Consider the following 16,655-nt stretch of genomic DNA (forward strand, 5'->3'; position numbering starts at 1 on the left):
CCATGACGATCAAGGAAATCTTCGACACCATGTCCTATGGCCCCGCCCCCGAAGGCAATGCCGAGGCTTTGGCTTGGCTCGCCAAACACAAAAACGCCTTCGGCCATTTCATCAACGGCCAATTCACCGCGCCCGAGGCCCCGTTTGACACCAAGAACCCCGCCACCGGCAAGGTTCTGGCAACCGTCAGCCAAGGCAGCGATGCCAGCGTCAACGCCGCCGCCCGCGCCGCCCGTGCAGCGCAAGGGAAATGGGCCAAACTGCCCGGTTCCGCCCGCGCCAAATACCTCTACGCCCTCGCCCGTCTGGTCCAGAAACACGCGCGCCTGTTTGCTGTCCTTGAGACCATGGACAACGGCAAGCCCATCCGTGAAAGCCGCGACATCGACATTCCGCTGGTCGCCCGCCACTTCTACTACCACGCGGGCCTTGCCCAACTGATTGACAGCGAACTGCCCGGCCACCAACCCCTCGGCGTCTGCGGCGCGGTGATCCCGTGGAACTTCCCGCTGCTCATGCTGGCATGGAAAGTCGCCCCCGCCCTTGCGGCTGGTAACACCGTCGTCCTGAAACCCGCCGAATACACACCCCTCACCGCGCTGCTTTTCGCCGAAATCACGCGTGAGGCAGGCCTGCCAAAGGGCGTCATCAACATCGTCACCGGCGATGGCGAAACCGGCGCGGCCATCGTTTCCCACCCCGACATCAACAAGATCGCCTTTACCGGATCGACCTCGGTCGGCAAGAAAATCCGCCAAGCGACCGCAGGCACCGGCAAGGCGCTGACGCTCGAACTGGGCGGCAAGTCGCCCTATATCGTCTTTGACGATGCCGACCTCGACTCGGCCATCGAAGGTCTTGTCGATGCGATCTGGTTCAATCAGGGCCAGGTTTGCTGCGCCGGCTCGCGCCTTTTGGTGCAAGAAGGCGTCGCCGACCACTTCCACGAAAAACTGAAACGCCGGATGGATGGCCTTCGCATCGGCGATCCGCTGGACAAATGCATCGACGTCGGCGCCATCGCCGATGAGGTGCAACTGAACACCATCCGCGCCCTTGTCGACGGGTCAGACGGTGAAAAATACGTCGCCAACACCCCCGTCCCGCAGGGTTGCTTCTACCCGCCCACCCTTATCACCGGCCTCGGCACCGCCAGCCGCCTGATGCAGGAAGAAATCTTTGGCCCGGTGCTGGTCTCGATGACCTTCCGCACCCCGGCCGAGGCGGTAGAGCTTGCCAACAACACCCGCTACGGCCTTGCTGCCAGTGTCTGGACCGAGAACCTGAACCTCGCCCTCGACATCGCGCCAAAGATCAAGGCGGGCGTGGTCTGGGTCAATGCCACCAACCTCTTTGACGCCGCCGCCGGTTTCGGCGGGGTCCGCGAAAGCGGTTTCGGGCGTGAGGGCGGCTGGGAAGGTCTGATGGCCTATCTGAAACCCAAAGGCAAAACCGCAGCACTGAAACCCGTCCCGGCCGTGGCCGCCCCCGACAGCCCCGAAATTTCGGGTCTGGACCGCACCGCCAAGCTGTTTGTCGGCGGCAAGCAGGCCCGCCCCGATGGCGGCTATACCCAGTCGATCTACAGCCCGCGCGGGCGGCTTCTGGGTCAGGTCGGCATCGCCAACCGCAAAGACATTCGCAACGCCGTAGAGGCCGCCCATGCGGCCAAGGGCTGGGGCAAGGCCACAGGCCACAACCGCGCCCAGATCCTTTACTACATCGCCGAAAACCTGTCGGCACGCGCCGAGGAATTCGCGTCCCGCATCAAGGACATGACCGGAAAGTCCGGCACAGCCGAGGTCGAGGCCGCAATCAACCGCCTGTTCACCTACGCGGCTTGGGCCGACAAATACGACGGTCAGGCGAAATCGGTCCCCCTGCGCGGCATTGCACTGGCGATGAACGAACCCACAGGCGTCATCGGCGCGCTCTGCCCGGATGAGGCGCCGCTTCTGGGCCTTGTCTCGGTCATGGCCCCGGCGATTGCCATGGGCAACACCTGTGTTCTGGTCGCCTCGCAGCCCTTCCCGTTGTCCGCGACCGATTTCTATCAGGTGCTTGAAACCTCGGACTTGCCCTCGGGTGTCGTCAACATCCTGACCGGACCGCATGCCGAACTGGCAAAGCCCCTTGCCGGCCATCTGGATGTAGACGCGGTCTGGTCCTTCTCCTCATCCCCGGTGTCAAAGGTGATCGAGGCCGAGGCCGCAGGCAACGTCAAGCGCACATGGGTCAACAACGGGCAGGCCCGCGACTGGTTTGCGCCCGAGGCGGAGGGGCGCGAATTCCTGCGCCACACGACCGAGGTGAAAACCGTCTGGGTGCCCTACGGCGAATAAGATTTCGGGCAATAACAACCCGGGCCATTTCCCACGATTTGGCCCGGATGTCCTAATAAACGGTTAAAACGAAACCGTAAGTCATTGATTTAAAGTAAAATAAAAAACGTCCCCGACGGGGACGCTTGCCGGATGTCTCTAGGCCCGCCCCGCCGTAGGCGAAAGGCTCAGCGGATCAATCCCAAGGCTTTTCAGCGCAGCCAGCCATTTCCCGCCATCATCGGCTGAAAAGACCAGTTCCGGCGGCGCATCGCAGATCAGCCAATCATTCCGCAGGATCTCGGCCTCCAACTGCCCCGGCCCCCAACCGGAATAGCCCAAGGCCAGCAGGGCCGTCTCCGGCCCCTCGCCCCGCGCCAAGGCCTCCAGAATATCCAGCGTTGCGGTCATCTTGAACCCGCCCGAAACCCGCATCGTCCCGCTTCCCGTGGGAAAGCTGCCCGCATGCAGCACAAAGCCGCGCCCGCGCTCGACTGGTCCGCCGAAATGCACCCGAATATCCCGTCCTTCGGGGGCGCGGGAAATATCCAGGTGATCCAGCAGAGAACCGAAATCAATGTCACGGGTAGGCTTGTTGACGATCAGCCCCATAGCCCCATCGTCCGAATGCGCGCAGACAAGGATCACGCTGTGATCAAAGCGGGGATCACTCATCCCCGGCATCGCGACCAGCAACTTGCCTTCCAGATCCATGCAAAGCCCCTATGACCTGCCCCTAGCATGGCCCTGATGCGGCTTGGCCTCAAGCCCCATATCCTTACAGAGTCTTCCCGTCTTTGTGACTTTTCATTCCCCCCGGCATTTCTATGCTTTGCGACATGAAGCGCACTCTCCTCCTCTCCGCCACCCTATCCCTGATCTCGCTGGCCCCGGTGCTCGCTCAGGGTCTTAGCCAATCCGATATTGTCGACGGTCAATTGCGGCCGGGATGGCAAACGGAAAAGGGCAACCATATCACCGCACTTCATCTGCGGCTGGCCCCCGAGTGGAAAACCTATTGGCGCGCGCCCGGTGATGCTGGCATTCCTCCCAGCTTTGACTGGTCGGGGTCCGAGAACTTGAGCTCCGTCCGTTTTCACTGGCCAACACCAGAGGTATTTCACACCAACGGGATGCAGACCGTCGGCTATCATGACGAGTTGATGCTGCCGATCGAGGTTACGGCCGTCGACGCCTCACGTCCTGTCCAGCTTCGCGCCGCGATCGAGCTTGGGGTCTGCAAAGATATCTGCGTGCCAGCCAGCCTTCATGTTGAAGCCGAACTGCGGCCGCCCGGAAAGCCCGACAAGGCCATCGCCGCAGCCTTGCGCACACAGCCGCAGGCAGCACGTCAGGCCGGGCTGAACGGTCTAAGCTGCGCGGTCGAACCCATCGACGACGGCCTGCGGCTGACGGCACGCATGGACCTGAAACCGCTTGGCGGGCAGGAAGTGGTGGTGGTCGAACCGGGCCTGCCCGGCGTCTGGGTCTCCGAGGCAGAGGTTTCGCGCAACGGAAAGACACTGATCGCTCAGGTCGAGATGGTCCCCCCTTCGGGGGCTCCCTTTGCGCTGGTGCGGGACAACATCCTGATCACGATCATCGGGCCTGACCGCAAGGCGGTTGAGGTGCGCGGCTGCCCAGCCGGCTAAGGCGTTCCACGCTGGTCAAGCGTCACGTCGCAATCTGCCTCAAGCCGCTCGAAAACGCGAAACACCCTTGGCCAATGCAAAGCTGACCAAGGCAATAAACGCCGATCCACCCACAAAGACGGCCAAGGCTATTGGCAGCCGCTCTCCCCCCGAGAACAGCACCGGCACGGGTGAGCGGTCGCCGAAAAGCGCCGGAACCACAGCCAATACAAACAGAACCGCGATCGCAGCCCCGGCACTGGCAAGCACCCCTTTCGCACCGCGTCGCAATCCGCGTCTGAAAGACCGCAACATGCGGCCTACATCCGATTGCGCAGCCATCAGGGCGGGCACCACCAAAAGCACCAGCAGCATTCCAAAGGCCAGACCATAGACCAGAGTCACCACAGTCGGCTTCAGGAATGCGGCCTGCGAGCTGGTTTCATACAGCAAGGGTGCAAGCCCCAAAACCGTCGTCGCGGTGGTCAGCAGCACCGGACGAAAGCGGTCTGCCACCCCGTCCACGATGGCCGGAAACAACCCGCGTTTTTCGGCATATTCATCAATGGTCGAGACCAGCACGATCGAGTCGTTGATGATGATCCCCGACATTCCGATCAGCCCGACGATCGAGAACATCGACATCGGCACATCCCACACATAGTGGCCCCAGATCGCCCCGATCAGGCCAAAGGGAATGACCGACATCACGACAATCGGCCGCGACCAGCTTGCAAAAATCCACGCAAGGCAAATGTAAATCCCAGTCAGGCACAGGATCATGCCCACCATCGCATCGCCCAGAAAATCGCGTTCCTGCTGGACCAGCCCGCCTTGGCGCGTTTCCACGCCGAAATCCTGCTCAAGCGCGGGTAGCACCACATCCCGGATCTCGGCCTGTATCTCTGCCGCCCGAGCCGGATTGTCTTCGGCCAGATCGCCGGACACGGTAACGATCCGCAGGCCGTTTTCGCGCCGAATTGTAGAAAACCCGGCCTCCCTCTCGACCGTCACGATATCGGCAAGCGGCACATAAGAGGCGGTTCCGGTTCGGATCAATGTCCGGTCCAGAAAATCTGCGGTCAGTTCTTCACTTGGCAGTTCCACACGAAGACTGGCGCTGCGGGGGCCGTCAGGATAGGTCGCGGCCTCGATGCCGCCCAACCGCTCACGCAGCACACGGCCCAAAGCATCAATCGACAGACCCATCGACTCACCCAAGGGTGTCAGGTTCAGAACCAGTTCATCCTTGTCATAGGCAAGCGAGTCTTCCAGCGCAGAAGCCTCGGGGAAAGCCGCAAGACGCGTCTTCAAAGCCTCTGCCGCAGCTTTCAGGTCTTTGGCCGTCGCACCATACAGGTCAATCGACAGCGCATCGCCCCCCGGACCGAAACGCCCGCCCCGGAACGACATTTCTTCCATCAACGGGTGTGTCCGGACTTCCTCCTGCAAGGCCTGAACAAAGGTGGCCGAGGAATAGGGACGCTCATCCGGGTTGATCAATTCGATGCTGATCGACCCCAGAAGATCGGCATCCTTGGTGTCGGCACTGGCAAGCCCGCGCCCCCCCGAACCGCCGACCTCCGCCATCGCAAAGGTGATCGGGTTCGTTCCATGTTCGGCTTCCAGCTTTGCGGCAACCGCATCCGTGGCCCGCTGCAATTCGCGCATCATGGTCAGGCTGTCTTCGCGTGACGCGCCGGGAAGCATCGAGAAATTGCCGGTCACGCTGGATTGTTCTGGCGCCACGAAGAACCGGAACGGCACATCGCCCCGGATATAGAGCCCGGCCTGAAAGGCCAGCATGGCGACGGCTGCTGCCAAAACCGGGTAACGCGCCACGATCACAAGGCGCATCACCGGCTTGATCACCCGATCTTGGAACCACTCCATCCCTCGGTTCACTTGGCGCGAGGGCCAGTCATACCACTTTTCTTCCCGCGCCTTGGCGATGGCATGGGCCATGTGGTTCGGCAGGATCAGAAAGCATTCCACAAGCGACGCCATCAGAACAGCAATGACGGTAAAGGGAATATCGGCGATCAAATCGCCAAAGCGCCCGCCAATCGCCACCAGACCGAAAAAGGCGATTACCGTGGTCAGGGTCGAGGCGATGACGGGTTGCGCCATACGGCTTGCCCCCATTTCGGCGGCTGTCAACGGGTCTTCCCCCAACGTGCGGCCACGAAAATCCGCGTGTTCGCCAACCACGATGGCATCATCGACCACGATCCCCAGCATGATGATCAGCGCGAAAAGCGAGATCATGTTGATCGTTAGTCCGCTGGCATACATCGCCGCCACAGCAGCCAACATCGAAACCGGGATACCGGCCGCCACCCAAAGCGCCGTCCGCGCATTCAGGAACAAAAACAGCAAAAGGACGACCAAGCCCAATCCGGTCAGGCCATTGTCCAACAGCAGATAAAGCCGGTCTGTAATCTGTTCGGCCCGCGACCGCACCAGATCAACGCTGACACCCGGCGGCAGGGAAAGCTGCATCTCGTCGGCGACATCCTGCACGGCGGCCTGCATCCGAATGGCATCGCCCTCGGCGCTGCGTTCAATCCGCACCGTCATCGCCGGGTTCTGCCCGACATAAGACGCCCGCCCCCGATCTGCGCCTTCGACGCGGATGGTGGCGACATCGCCCACCGTCAGCTTGGTGCCATCCGGCTGGCTTCGCAGCACCACTTCGGCAATGGCCGAGGCCGAGCGGTTCTCGCTGCCGGTCCGCACCCGGGCAGAGCCATCCCCAACCTCGCCCGCGGGTGTGCTTTGCACGGCCCGCGCGACCGCATCGGCAATCTCCCGCATTGTCACATCATAGCGGATCAGCGCCACGGAAGGCACTTCGATCACCGTCAGCGGGTCCGCCAAACCTCGGATCGTCGCCCGCGTGATCCCGGCCTGAAACAGGCGCGCCACGAATTCATCGGCAAACCGCCCAAGCTGGTCGATGCCCACAGGACCGGTGATCACCACATCGGTGACCGAGTCCCGCCATTGGCTGCGCCGAACAACCGGTTCTTCTGCATCGGCTGGCAGGTTGTTCACTGAATCCACGGCGGCCTGCACATCTTCGGCGGCCTGCATCAGATCGGCGCCCGGCTCAAATTCCAGATCAATCCGCGCGCTGCCTTCGGTCGCAACCGAGGTCACGTCGCTAACACCATCGACCGCCAGCAAAGCGGGTTCCAAAACCTGAACGATGGCGCGGTCGACATCTTCGGCCCCGGCCCCGTCCCAGGCGACTGTTACCCCGACCTCGGCCACCACGACATCAGGGAAATATTGCGCGCGGATACGGCTGGCCGCGACAACCCCGGCAAGGATCATGATGACCAGCAGGATGTTGGCAATCGTCCGGTGGCGGGTAAAGTAACTGATGATGCCCCCGGCTGACGGCATCCTGCGAAGTGCCGCCATCGCCCTAGCCCCCCATCCGCTGTTCCAGCCGTTCGATCACCTGAACCGGAACCTTTTCCTGCGCCAGTTGCTCCAGCACGCGGGCCTTCGCATCCTCGGGCATCCGTATATTGCCTTCGACAAAGGCAATCAGCTTGGCCCGTCGATCAGGGTCAAGCTCGACGGATTCCGGGGCCTCGGGGATAGCTGCGCCCGCTTCTGCGCGAATAGGCTTGACCTTGATCCCCGCGCCAAGAAGCGGAGAGCGTTCCGCCACCACTTCGCGGCCCGTCAGATCACCTGCCGCAATCAGCACGTCATCGCCCTGCCTGCGCAAGACCTGCGCGGCGATTTCCTCCAGCCGATCTTCCGGACCAAGCGCCAGAACCTCGCCATCTCCGTCCACGGCCGTCGCCGGAAGCCGTGCCACGCGATCCAAGGCGGGTTCCTGAATGGTCACCGTCACAAAATCACCCGGCCGCAAACCCTTTGCCCCAGCCAGCGACGCATAAACCACCCGACCAGAGGCCCCGCTTTCAACGGCGGCACCAACGCGCTCGACCATACCCTGCGCCGTGATCTCGGCCCCCATGACATCCAGCGATGCCTGAACCGAGGCGCGAACCAAGCTGCCATTCGCATCGACCAATCGCGCGTATTGCGCGGTGGAAATCCGGAACGAAACCTCCAGGGCATCGGGGTCAATGATCTGACCAAGGCTTTCATTCGCGCTGACCAATCGGCCGGTCACAGCCGAAACGCCACTCAACCTTCCGCCGAAAGATGCGGTGATCTCGGTTTCGGCCAAGGCGCGATCCGCCTCGGCAAGGGCAATTCGAGCGCGGTTCAGGCTAGAGGCAACCTGATCCACACGCGCCTCCGCCGTGGCAAGGGATGACCGCCGCGACAACACCGCCTGTTCTGCCGACGACTGGGCCAAGGCCGCCGTTTCCACGGCAGCCGCAGAGCCAACACCCCGCCCCTGCAAATCCTCTTGCCGGGTCAAAGCCTGCTGGCGCAACATCAATTGCGCCTCGGTGGCAGCCAGATCGTCCTTTGCCAAATCTAACGCCCGCGCAGCATCACGCACGTCCGCCTCGGCCTCTGCCACACCTGCTAAAGCCAAATCCCGCGCCGCCGTTGCATCTGCGGGGTCTAGCCGCATCAAGACCTGGCCTTCGGCCACAGTGGCACCATCCTGAAATCCCGGTGCGATTTCGATGATCCGCCCCCCCTGCGGGCTGCGAAGTTCAAGCGTTCGGCTTGACCGGATCTCACCAAAGGCCACCATTTCGGGAACCACCGTTTCAGCTACAACCGGCAGCACATTGGCCGAAAACACCCGTTCGCGCGCAGGTGCCGATGGCCCCCCGCCGGCCATCCGGTCTGCGATTGCCCCGGCAATGAAACTGCCGGCAAGGGTCAGCAGCCCGACCGTCACCGCGATCAGGAAAAGGCCGGTCAGGGAACGCGCCAGAAACCGCATGTTTACTCCGTCGATAGGACCTGTCAGCAAGATAGCTCAGCCATCTCGGCAGACCAGCCAAAAGCCTATGAGGTATTTAACGCGGAACCAGACAGGTTCCGTCGCTATTTCCGACGCTTATGTTCTTCCAGACGCGGAAAAATTTCGACGAAGTTGCAGGGCCGATGGCGATAGTCCAATTGCCATTTCAGAATTTCGTCCCAAGCATCGCGGCAGGCACCGGGACTTCCGGGCAGAGCAAAAAGGTACGTTCCGCCCGCCACACCGCCACAGGCGCGGCTTTGCACAGCACTGGTGCCGATCTTTTGCATCGAGACAATGGTGAAAACCGTGCCAAAGGCTTCGATTTCCTTTTCGTAAACGTCACGATGAGCCTCAACCGTCACATCGCGCCCCGTCAGCCCGGTGCCGCCTGTTGACAGGATGACGTCGATCTCCGGGTTCGCGATCCAGTCGCGCAACTGGGCCGAAATCTTCTCGCGATCATCTGTCACGATGCTGCGCGCCGACAGATGGTGCCCCGCCCCTTGCAACCGTTCAACCAGAGTGTCGCCAGACTTGTCCTGCTCCAAAGACCGTGTGTCGCTGACCGTCAGAACGGCGATCCGGACAGGAATAAAGTCTTTGGTTTCGTCGATCCGGCTCATTTAACCCTTCTCCATCATCGCAAGGCGCAGGGCCAAAAGCCCAAAGATCCCGGCAGAAACGCGGCCAAGCCAACGCGAAAAGGCCGGAGAGGTCGCCAGCCCTTGCCCCAGCTTTCCAGCAAAGACACCTACCGCGCCGTTGACCAATAAACCGCCCAAGGAAAACACGAAACCCAAGGTCATGAACTGCGGCAACACCGCACGGGAGGGATCCACGAATTGCGGCAGGAAGGCAAGGATGAACAGGATCACCTTTGGGTTCAACAGGTTCACCACAAAAGCCTCGCGGAACGCCCGCTGCGGCGTCAGCGCCCCACGCCCCCCGGCAGTCAACCAGCCCGAGGCCCGCAGCCCCTTGACCGCCAGCCACAAAAGATAGCCGACGCCCAACCAACGGATCAGGTCGAAGGCCACAGGATGCGCAGCCAGAAGCGCACCTAAGCCCAAACCCGCCGCCAGCGTATGCACCATTCCGCCCAAAGCGATCCCGAAATTCGCGGCCATAGCGGCGGCCGGACCGGATCGCAGACCTTGCCCCAGACAGAACATCATATCGGCCCCCGGCGTCAGGTTCAGCGCCAAACCGGCAGGGATAAACGCCAAGAGCACCCAAAGATCGACTGGCAGGATATCCATCCTTACCCTCGCAACCGCGCCTGCAAGGTCAGCAAATCGGCCCAGGCCTCACGCTTTGCCAACGGATTGCGCAACAGATAGGCCGGATGCGTCATCGGCAACAATGGCCGCCCATGCGCCTCGGCCCAGCGCCCCCGCGCCCGCATGATGCCGCGATGACCGGTCAGGGCCATCAAGGGCGTGTTCCCCATGACCACGATCACTTCGGGATCAACCAGTGAGATATGGCGTTCGACAAAGGGCCGCATCATCGCGATTTCGCTGTCTTCGGGGTCGCGATTGCCCGGCGGACGCCACGGCATGACATTGGTAATGTAAAGCGCACTTTCGGCATCGGGACTGCTGCGCGACAGGCCAATGGCCGCAAACATCTGATCCAGCAACTGCCCCGCCCGACCGACAAAGGGGCGCCCTTCCAGATCCTCATCCCGCCCCGGCGCTTCGCCAAGCACCAGAACCCGGGCCTTTGGATTTCCATCGGCAAAGACCGTGTTCCGCGCGCCCTTTTTCAGGTCGCAATGATCAAAGTGCTCCAGACAGTCTCGCAATGCCTCCAGCGATTTCGCCAAAGCCGCCGCATGACGCGCCTCGGCGACTGGATCAATCTTGGGCGTTTCGGCGATTTGAACAGGCGGAGGGGCTTTGGCCCGCTCGGTCGGCGCTGTCACGGGGGCCGCTGCTGGCCGAACGAGTTCTGGCAGACCATAGCGGTCCAGCGCGACATCGCCCACAGGTTCATCGACGCCACAGTCATACTGCCACGCCAAAGCCGCTAGCGCGGCTTCCCAATCCCCTTCGATCTGTTCTGCGAGTCGCATGGCCAGAGCCTAGACCAGCCTCTTGGCAAAGGGAACGGGGCCGGGCGCCAGCGCTCGGCGAGGCCCAAGAATTTTCGAAAATTCTTGGCCGATTTCCGCGCCGGAAATCGGCCCACTCGCCGCACCCGCAGCCCTGCAATGACCGTTGCCCCAGACGCCCCGCTTTGGCATAAGCGCCGGCAAGCCCCTGCGCGCCACACCGCGCCCCAGCGATGGAGAGCCCATGACCTTCCGCGCCCGCCACCTTCTCGGCATTGAACAGCTCTCGCCGCAGGAAATCCTGACTGTCCTTGATTTGGCCGACAAATATGTCGATCTGAACCGCCGCACCGTCAAACGCACCGATGTGCTGGCCGGCCTGACCCAGATCAACATGTTCTTCGAGAACTCTACCCGCACTCAGTCAAGCTTTGAACTTGCCGGCAAACGCCTTGGCGCCGATGTCATGAACATGTCGATGCAGACCTCGTCGGTGAAAAAGGGCGAAACCCTGATCGACACCGCGATGACCCTGAACGCCATGCATCCCGACCTTCTGGTGGTGCGCCACGGCTCGTCCGGCGCGGTCAACCTGCTGGCCTCCAAGGTCAATTGCGCCGTCCTGAACGCGGGCGACGGCCGCCACGAACACCCCACTCAGGCGCTTCTGGACGCCCTGACCATTCGCCGCGCCAAAGGCCGCATCCAGCGCCTGAACATCGCCATCTGCGGCGACATCGCCCATAGCCGCGTGGCCCGATCCAACCTGATCCTTCTGGGCAAGATGGAAAACCGCATCCGCCTGATCGCCCCGCCAACACTTATGCCCTCGGGCGTGCAGGAATTTGGCTGCGAGCTTTTTGACGACATGAAAAAGGGCCTCGAAGACGTCGACGTGGTCATGATGCTGCGGCTTCAGAAAGAGCGCATGGATGGCGGCTTCATCCCGTCCGAGCGCGAATATTACCACCGCTACGGCCTTGATGCCGAAAAGCTTTCCCATGCCAAGCCCGATGCCATCGTGATGCATCCCGGCCCCATGAACCGGGGCGTGGAAATCGACGGTGAACTGGCCGATGACATCAACCGCTCGGTCATTCAGGATCAGGTGGAAATGGGCGTGGCCGTCCGCATGGCCTGCATGGACCTCTTGTCGCGAAACCTGCGCGCTGACCGGGGCATGAAGGCAGCGGGTGCAGTCGTATGACGTCAGAACTGGCCTACATCAACGTCGTTCAGCCATATCTGAACCCCGGCGAGAAGGTGCTGTGGCTTGCACCCGAGCGCCAGCCGCGTGCGGCAACCCCTGCAGCCCTTGCAATCGGCCTTATGATCGTCGCCGCGGTCATATGGTATTTCTGGCTGTCCGACCCGCCTTTCCTTGACCGGTGCAGCTTTGGCGGCAGCCGAACCTGTGGCTTTCTTTACTATGCGGCCCCGCCGGCGGTGGCGATCATGTGGATCTCGCAATTCGTGCAAATGATGCAGCATGTCCTGATGAGCAAGGGCCGCGCCTTTCGTCTGAATGTTCTGACCGACAGCCGCTTTGTGCGCCTTGCCACTTGGCCGTGGGTTTCGGTGCGCGGCACCGATCTAAAGGGCAATTCCGCAATCAAGAAATACCCCAGTAGATTGTTTTTCTCACGGCGGGATTTCTACTTTCTGCATCCCGAAGAACTCGACAAGGTGCTGGCTCTCATCTCCAAGGCGCAGAAGGGAGACGCGATATGACCCCCGATCCGAACCGCAAACCGACCAAGGAAGAGATGCGCCAAGGCGGCATGGTGGCCGTCATCGTGCTCCTGTTCCTCTTTGCCTTCACCGCCTTCTTCATCTGGGGGGCGTGATCCATGGCGCGGATCGAACCGGACAGCCTGTTGCAACGCCACCTTTCGCCCGAGGACGGCGAAACGGTGGTGGCAGAGTTCCGCGCCGACCGCATGACCTATTGGAAAGGCCATCTGATCATGGCCGTGCTCCTTGGCACGCTGGCTGGGCTGGTTCTGGTCTGGCAAGGCAATCCCTATCCCGTCATGGGGCCGATCGGGGCCGCCATCGCCATCGCCGCCCGTGGGGCCTTCCTTGCCTCCGAGGCGCTGTCGGACGCCTGGAAACTGACTGACCGCCGCCTTCTTGGCCCCGGCGCAAGATCCATCCCCCTGTCCCAGATCGCCCTTGCCCGCCCCTTCCTTGGCGCGGTGCAAATCGTGACGAAATCCGGGGACAAACACCTGATCAAATACCTTGGCGACGCAGGGGCCACGGCACAGCGCCTCCGCGCGGCCAGCGGGGCACAGGCATGACAACCGAGACCGCCACACTCCTCTCTGTGCCCGCCTTCGAGGCCGGGGCCGTCCGCGTCTTTGCCTTGGACGCGGCAGAGCCCAAGCTGGCCGCGATCCTTCCGCCGCATCCGATTGACGCGGGCCACCTCGCCCCCCTGCTGGGGCTTGAAACCCTGCTCGACGAGGATGCCGAGCGGATCGCGATTGCCGATCTCGGCGACTACACCCTGTCGGAGTTTCTGCGCATCGGCCATGACATCCGCAGCGCCGACCTTGCTCCCCATGCACAAACACTGGATGCGCTCAAAGGTCATGTCCTGCTGATCCATTCCACAGCTTTTGCGGGTGCGCCCGTTCGGCTTTCTCCGGCCCAAGGTTTGCGCCCCATCGCTCTTTTGCATCGCAACGATGCCCCGCCCCCCCCCCTGTCCCTGCCGGAAAATGAACGGCCCGAGCTTCTGACGCATCCGCAGCAAGAGGCAACCAAGTCCCGACGCAGCCCGTGGGCCGTGCTGATCTTTTCCGTGGTCATCCTGATCGTCCTGATCGAAAGGCTGTTGCGATGACCACAACACCACAAGGATGGGAAGGCATTCTGGACAAGGGCGAAAAGATCCTGTGGCAAGGCAGGCCAGATGCAGGCTTCCATCTGCATTTTTCCCATCTGTTCTTTGCCCTCTTTGGCGCGGCCTTTGCCGGATTTGCCCTGTTCTGGATGCTGCTTGCCTATGAGGCAGGCGACTATTTCTGGACCTTCGGCCTGATCCATTTTTCCATTGGCCTTGTCATCATGCTGGCTGGCCCGATTGGCGGTCCCTTCCTCCGCCGTCACACTTGGTACACGCTGACAAACCGCCGGGGATTTATCGCAACAGACGTTCCGCTGATGGGGCGCAAGCTGAAATCCTATCCGATCCGCCCCGATACTCCGGTCATTTTTGAAGAGGGCGATCTGGCCACCATCTTCTTTGCCACAGATCGCCACTATACCAAGAACGGCGCGTCGACCCGCCCAGTCGGGTTTCACCGTATTGCCGACGGACGCCACGTCCTGTCCCTCATTCGCCAAATCCAGAACCCGCGCGCCGCATCCGGCGCCGAGCCACAGGAAACCCCATGACCACGACCTTTCTTGACAACATCCGCCTGATCGACCCCGAAGGCGACCGCGTCACCGAAACCACTGTGGTTCTGGATGGCGGGATCATCGCCGCAATCGGCGCGGCCTCTGCCCCCAAGGGCGCAAAGGTCATCAACGGCCAAGGCGCCTGCCTTGCCCCCGGAATGGTCGATCTGGGTGTCAAGATCGGTGAACCCGGCGAACGCCACACCGAAAGCTTCCGCTCTGCCGGGCTTGCTGCCGCCGCAGGTGGGGTCACCACCATCATCGCCCGTCCCGACACGCACCCCGCCATCGACACGCCCGAAGTGTTGGAATTCGTCACCCGCCGCGCGGCAGAGGCAAGCCCCGTCCGCATCCGCCACATGGCGGCGCTGACCAAAGGGCGCGAGGGGCGCGAAATGACCGAGATCGGCTTCCTGCTTGATGCCGGGGCCATCGCCTTTACCGACGCGGCCCGCGTGATCCCTGACACCAAGGTTCTGGCCCGCGCCCTGACCTATGCGAAATCCTTGGGCGCTTTGGTCATCGGCCACCCACAAGAACCGGGGCTTTCCAAAGGCGCTTCTGCCACCTCGGGCAAGTTCTCCTCCCTTCGCGGCATCCCCGCCGTGCATCCGATGGCCGAACGCATCGGGCTGGACCGCGACATGGGCCTGATCGAGATGACCGGCGCCCGCTATCACGCCGACCAGATCACCACTGCCCGCAGCCTGCCCGCCCTCGAACGCGCCAAGGCCAACGGGCTGGACGTGACCGCCGGTGTGTCGATCCACCACCTCACCCTGAACGAACTCGACGTCGGCGACTACCGCACCTTCTTCAAGCTGACCCCGCCGCTGCGGTCGGAAGACGACCGCCTCGCGATGATCGAGGCTGTCGCCACCGGCGTCATCGACGTCATCGGCAGCTTTCACACCCCGGCAGACGAAGAGTCCAAACGCCTGCCCTTCGAAGATGCCGCTTCCGGCGCTGTCGGGCTGGAAACACTTCTGCCCGCCGCCCTGCGCCTTTTCCATGCCGACCAGCTGACCCTGCCGCAACTCTTCCGCGCCCTCAGCCTCAACCCCGCCCGCCGGCTTGGCCTGAAACAGGGCGGCACGACCGAAGGCGCGCCAGCCGACCTCGTCCTTTTCAACCCCGACACCCCCTTCGTGCTCGACCGCTTCACGCTCAAGTCGAAATCAAAGAACACTCCCTTTGACGGGGCGCGGATGGAGGGTAAGGTTCTGGCAACCTTTGTCGGTGGCAAACAGGTCTACGCAGCAGAATAACAAGGGACAAACCGATGCCCGATTTCACCTCCGCGCCGCTTCTCCTCCTTCTGACCGCGGCGCTATCCTACCTGCTCGGCTCCATCCCCTTCGGCATCGTCATCACCCGCGCCCTCGGCCTTGGCGACTTGCGAAAGATCGGCTCGGGCAATATCGGGGCCACCAATGTGCTGCGCACCGGCAACAAGCCCGCGGCCCTCGCCACCCTGATCCTTGATGCGGGCAAAGGCGGCATCGCGGTTCTGGTCGCCCGCGCAATGGTCGGCCCGGATGCGGCACAGGTCGCGGGCCTCTTCTCCTTCCTCGGCCACCTTTACCCGGTCTGGCTTGGCTTCAAGGGCGGCAAAGGCGTCGCCACCTTCCTTGGCACGCTCTTGGCCCTTGCCTGGCCCGCTGGCCTTGCCGCCTGTGCCACATGGCTTCTCACCGCCCTGATCAGCCGCATCTCCTCGCTTTCTGCCCTCGTCGCCGCCGCCCTCTCTCCGGTCTGGCTCACACTCCTTGGCTATGAAGAGATGAGCTTTCTCGCCATCGCCCTCGCCGCCCTGATCTTTGTGCGACATCAGGCCAATATCGCCCGCATCAAGGCCGGCACAGAACCGAAGATCGGCAAGAAATAACCCGCCCGACAGCCGCGTCCGGCGGGCCGAAAGGCGCATTAAGCCGCCCAGTCATGTTCCGCTGATCAGGCCGACCTCAGCAAATGGGCCCTCTCTGAACCTCTGGCGCGCGGCTTCGCGCCGCCGCCACAGCCCTGTGACCCGAGGCTTTCCGCGCTTTGCCCACCCCGCGCCCAAGGTCACAGCCACCACCCCGCCCTTTATCTTGGTCGAAATATCCTCGGGGGGATGGGATTTCGCCCTTTGCGAAAGTCCGAAGGGGGGCAGACAGCCCCCGAATTGGTGCGGAACATTATATTGATTTTCAATACATAATGCGCAGATCACGCCGCTCTGTATTCCAAGTCGCATACCAGATCTTTCACCCCGGCCTTGAGCCTCACTGTTATTGATCTCGTGACTTCAGTAGCAACCTTCCTCCAGCCTTTGG

General features: G+C 62.2%; 15 protein-coding genes. 9 read left to right on the forward strand and 6 right to left on the reverse strand.

Going from position 1 to position 16,655, the window contains the following annotated elements; translation table 11 throughout:
• The first annotated feature begins 2 nt into the window (after positions 1-2).
• Positions 3-2,342 (forward strand): aldehyde dehydrogenase family protein, encoded by a 2,340-nt coding sequence (locus ACSBLW_RS09160; protein WP_435259905.1) that lies wholly within the window; start codon positions 3-5, stop codon positions 2,340-2,342.
• A 138-nt stretch (positions 2,343-2,480) separates the two neighbouring features.
• On the opposite strand, the gene ACSBLW_RS09165 is transcribed toward ACSBLW_RS09160, so the two are convergent.
• Entirely contained in the window at positions 2,481-3,035 is a 555-nt protein-coding gene (locus ACSBLW_RS09165) for a YqgE/AlgH family protein (protein ID WP_435259906.1), read from the reverse strand.
• A 125-nt stretch (positions 3,036-3,160) separates the two neighbouring features.
• Here ACSBLW_RS09165 and ACSBLW_RS09170 point away from each other — a divergent pair, with 125 nt between their 5' ends.
• The gene (locus ACSBLW_RS09170) at positions 3,161-3,973 is read left to right on the forward strand and encodes a protein-disulfide reductase DsbD domain-containing protein (RefSeq protein WP_435259907.1); all 813 of its coding nucleotides are present in this window, start codon (positions 3,161-3,163) and stop codon (positions 3,971-3,973) included.
• Positions 3,974-4,012: 39 nt separating this feature from the next.
• On the opposite strand, the gene ACSBLW_RS09175 is transcribed toward ACSBLW_RS09170, so the two are convergent.
• The 5 genes from ACSBLW_RS09175 to ACSBLW_RS09195 form a co-directional block, all read right to left on the reverse strand.
• A complete protein-coding gene (locus ACSBLW_RS09175) occupies positions 4,013-7,381 on the reverse strand; it encodes an efflux RND transporter permease subunit (protein WP_435259908.1) in 3,369 nt (1,122 codons plus the stop codon).
• Between the two features lie 4 nt (positions 7,382-7,385).
• Positions 7,386-8,876, reverse strand: a complete 1,491-nt coding sequence (locus tag ACSBLW_RS09180) for an efflux RND transporter periplasmic adaptor subunit (protein ID WP_435259909.1) — start codon at positions 8,874-8,876, stop codon at positions 7,386-7,388.
• Positions 8,877-8,950: 74 nt separating this feature from the next.
• Positions 8,951-9,493: a molybdenum cofactor biosynthesis protein B gene (gene moaB / locus ACSBLW_RS09185; protein ID WP_435259910.1), complete on the reverse strand. Its 543-nt coding sequence runs from the start codon at positions 9,491-9,493 to the stop codon at positions 8,951-8,953.
• Complete coding sequence (locus ACSBLW_RS09190; RefSeq protein WP_435259911.1) at positions 9,494-10,129, reverse strand: LysE family translocator; 636 nt, start codon at positions 10,127-10,129, stop codon at positions 9,494-9,496. It lies immediately after the preceding gene.
• A gap of 2 nt (positions 10,130-10,131) precedes the next feature.
• Complete coding sequence (locus ACSBLW_RS09195) at positions 10,132-10,947, reverse strand: uracil-DNA glycosylase (protein WP_435259912.1); 816 nt, start codon at positions 10,945-10,947, stop codon at positions 10,132-10,134.
• A gap of 223 nt (positions 10,948-11,170) precedes the next feature.
• On the opposite strand from ACSBLW_RS09195, the gene ACSBLW_RS09200 reads away from it, so the two are divergent.
• From ACSBLW_RS09200 to plsY, 7 genes are all read left to right on the forward strand, one after another.
• Complete coding sequence (locus ACSBLW_RS09200; protein ID WP_435259913.1) at positions 11,171-12,133, forward strand: aspartate carbamoyltransferase catalytic subunit; 963 nt, start codon at positions 11,171-11,173, stop codon at positions 12,131-12,133.
• The gene (locus ACSBLW_RS09205) at positions 12,130-12,657 is read left to right on the forward strand and encodes a hypothetical protein (protein WP_435259914.1); all 528 of its coding nucleotides are present in this window, start codon (positions 12,130-12,132) and stop codon (positions 12,655-12,657) included. Before ACSBLW_RS09200 ends, ACSBLW_RS09205 begins: the two co-directional genes overlap by 4 nt.
• 119 nt (positions 12,658-12,776) lie before the next feature.
• Positions 12,777-13,229 (forward strand): hypothetical protein, encoded by a 453-nt coding sequence (locus ACSBLW_RS09210; protein WP_435259915.1) that lies wholly within the window; start codon positions 12,777-12,779, stop codon positions 13,227-13,229.
• The gene (locus ACSBLW_RS09215; protein ID WP_435259916.1) at positions 13,226-13,777 is read left to right on the forward strand and encodes a hypothetical protein; all 552 of its coding nucleotides are present in this window, start codon (positions 13,226-13,228) and stop codon (positions 13,775-13,777) included. Before ACSBLW_RS09210 ends, ACSBLW_RS09215 begins: the two co-directional genes overlap by 4 nt.
• Positions 13,774-14,331: an aspartate carbamoyltransferase catalytic subunit gene (locus ACSBLW_RS09220; protein WP_435259917.1), complete on the forward strand. Its 558-nt coding sequence runs from the start codon at positions 13,774-13,776 to the stop codon at positions 14,329-14,331. The genes ACSBLW_RS09215 and ACSBLW_RS09220 overlap by 4 nt, the downstream gene beginning before the upstream one ends.
• Complete coding sequence (pyrC, locus tag ACSBLW_RS09225; RefSeq protein ID WP_435259918.1) at positions 14,328-15,605, forward strand: dihydroorotase; 1,278 nt, start codon at positions 14,328-14,330, stop codon at positions 15,603-15,605. Before ACSBLW_RS09220 ends, pyrC begins: the two co-directional genes overlap by 4 nt.
• 14 nt (positions 15,606-15,619) lie before the next feature.
• Positions 15,620-16,225 (forward strand): glycerol-3-phosphate 1-O-acyltransferase PlsY, encoded by a 606-nt coding sequence (plsY, locus tag ACSBLW_RS09230; protein WP_435259919.1) that lies wholly within the window; start codon positions 15,620-15,622, stop codon positions 16,223-16,225.
• The last annotated feature ends 430 nt before the right edge of the window (positions 16,226-16,655 follow it).

The organism is Thioclava sp. FR2, from assembly GCF_051200875.1.
Lineage (GTDB): Bacteria > Pseudomonadota > Alphaproteobacteria > Rhodobacterales > Rhodobacteraceae > Pseudotabrizicola.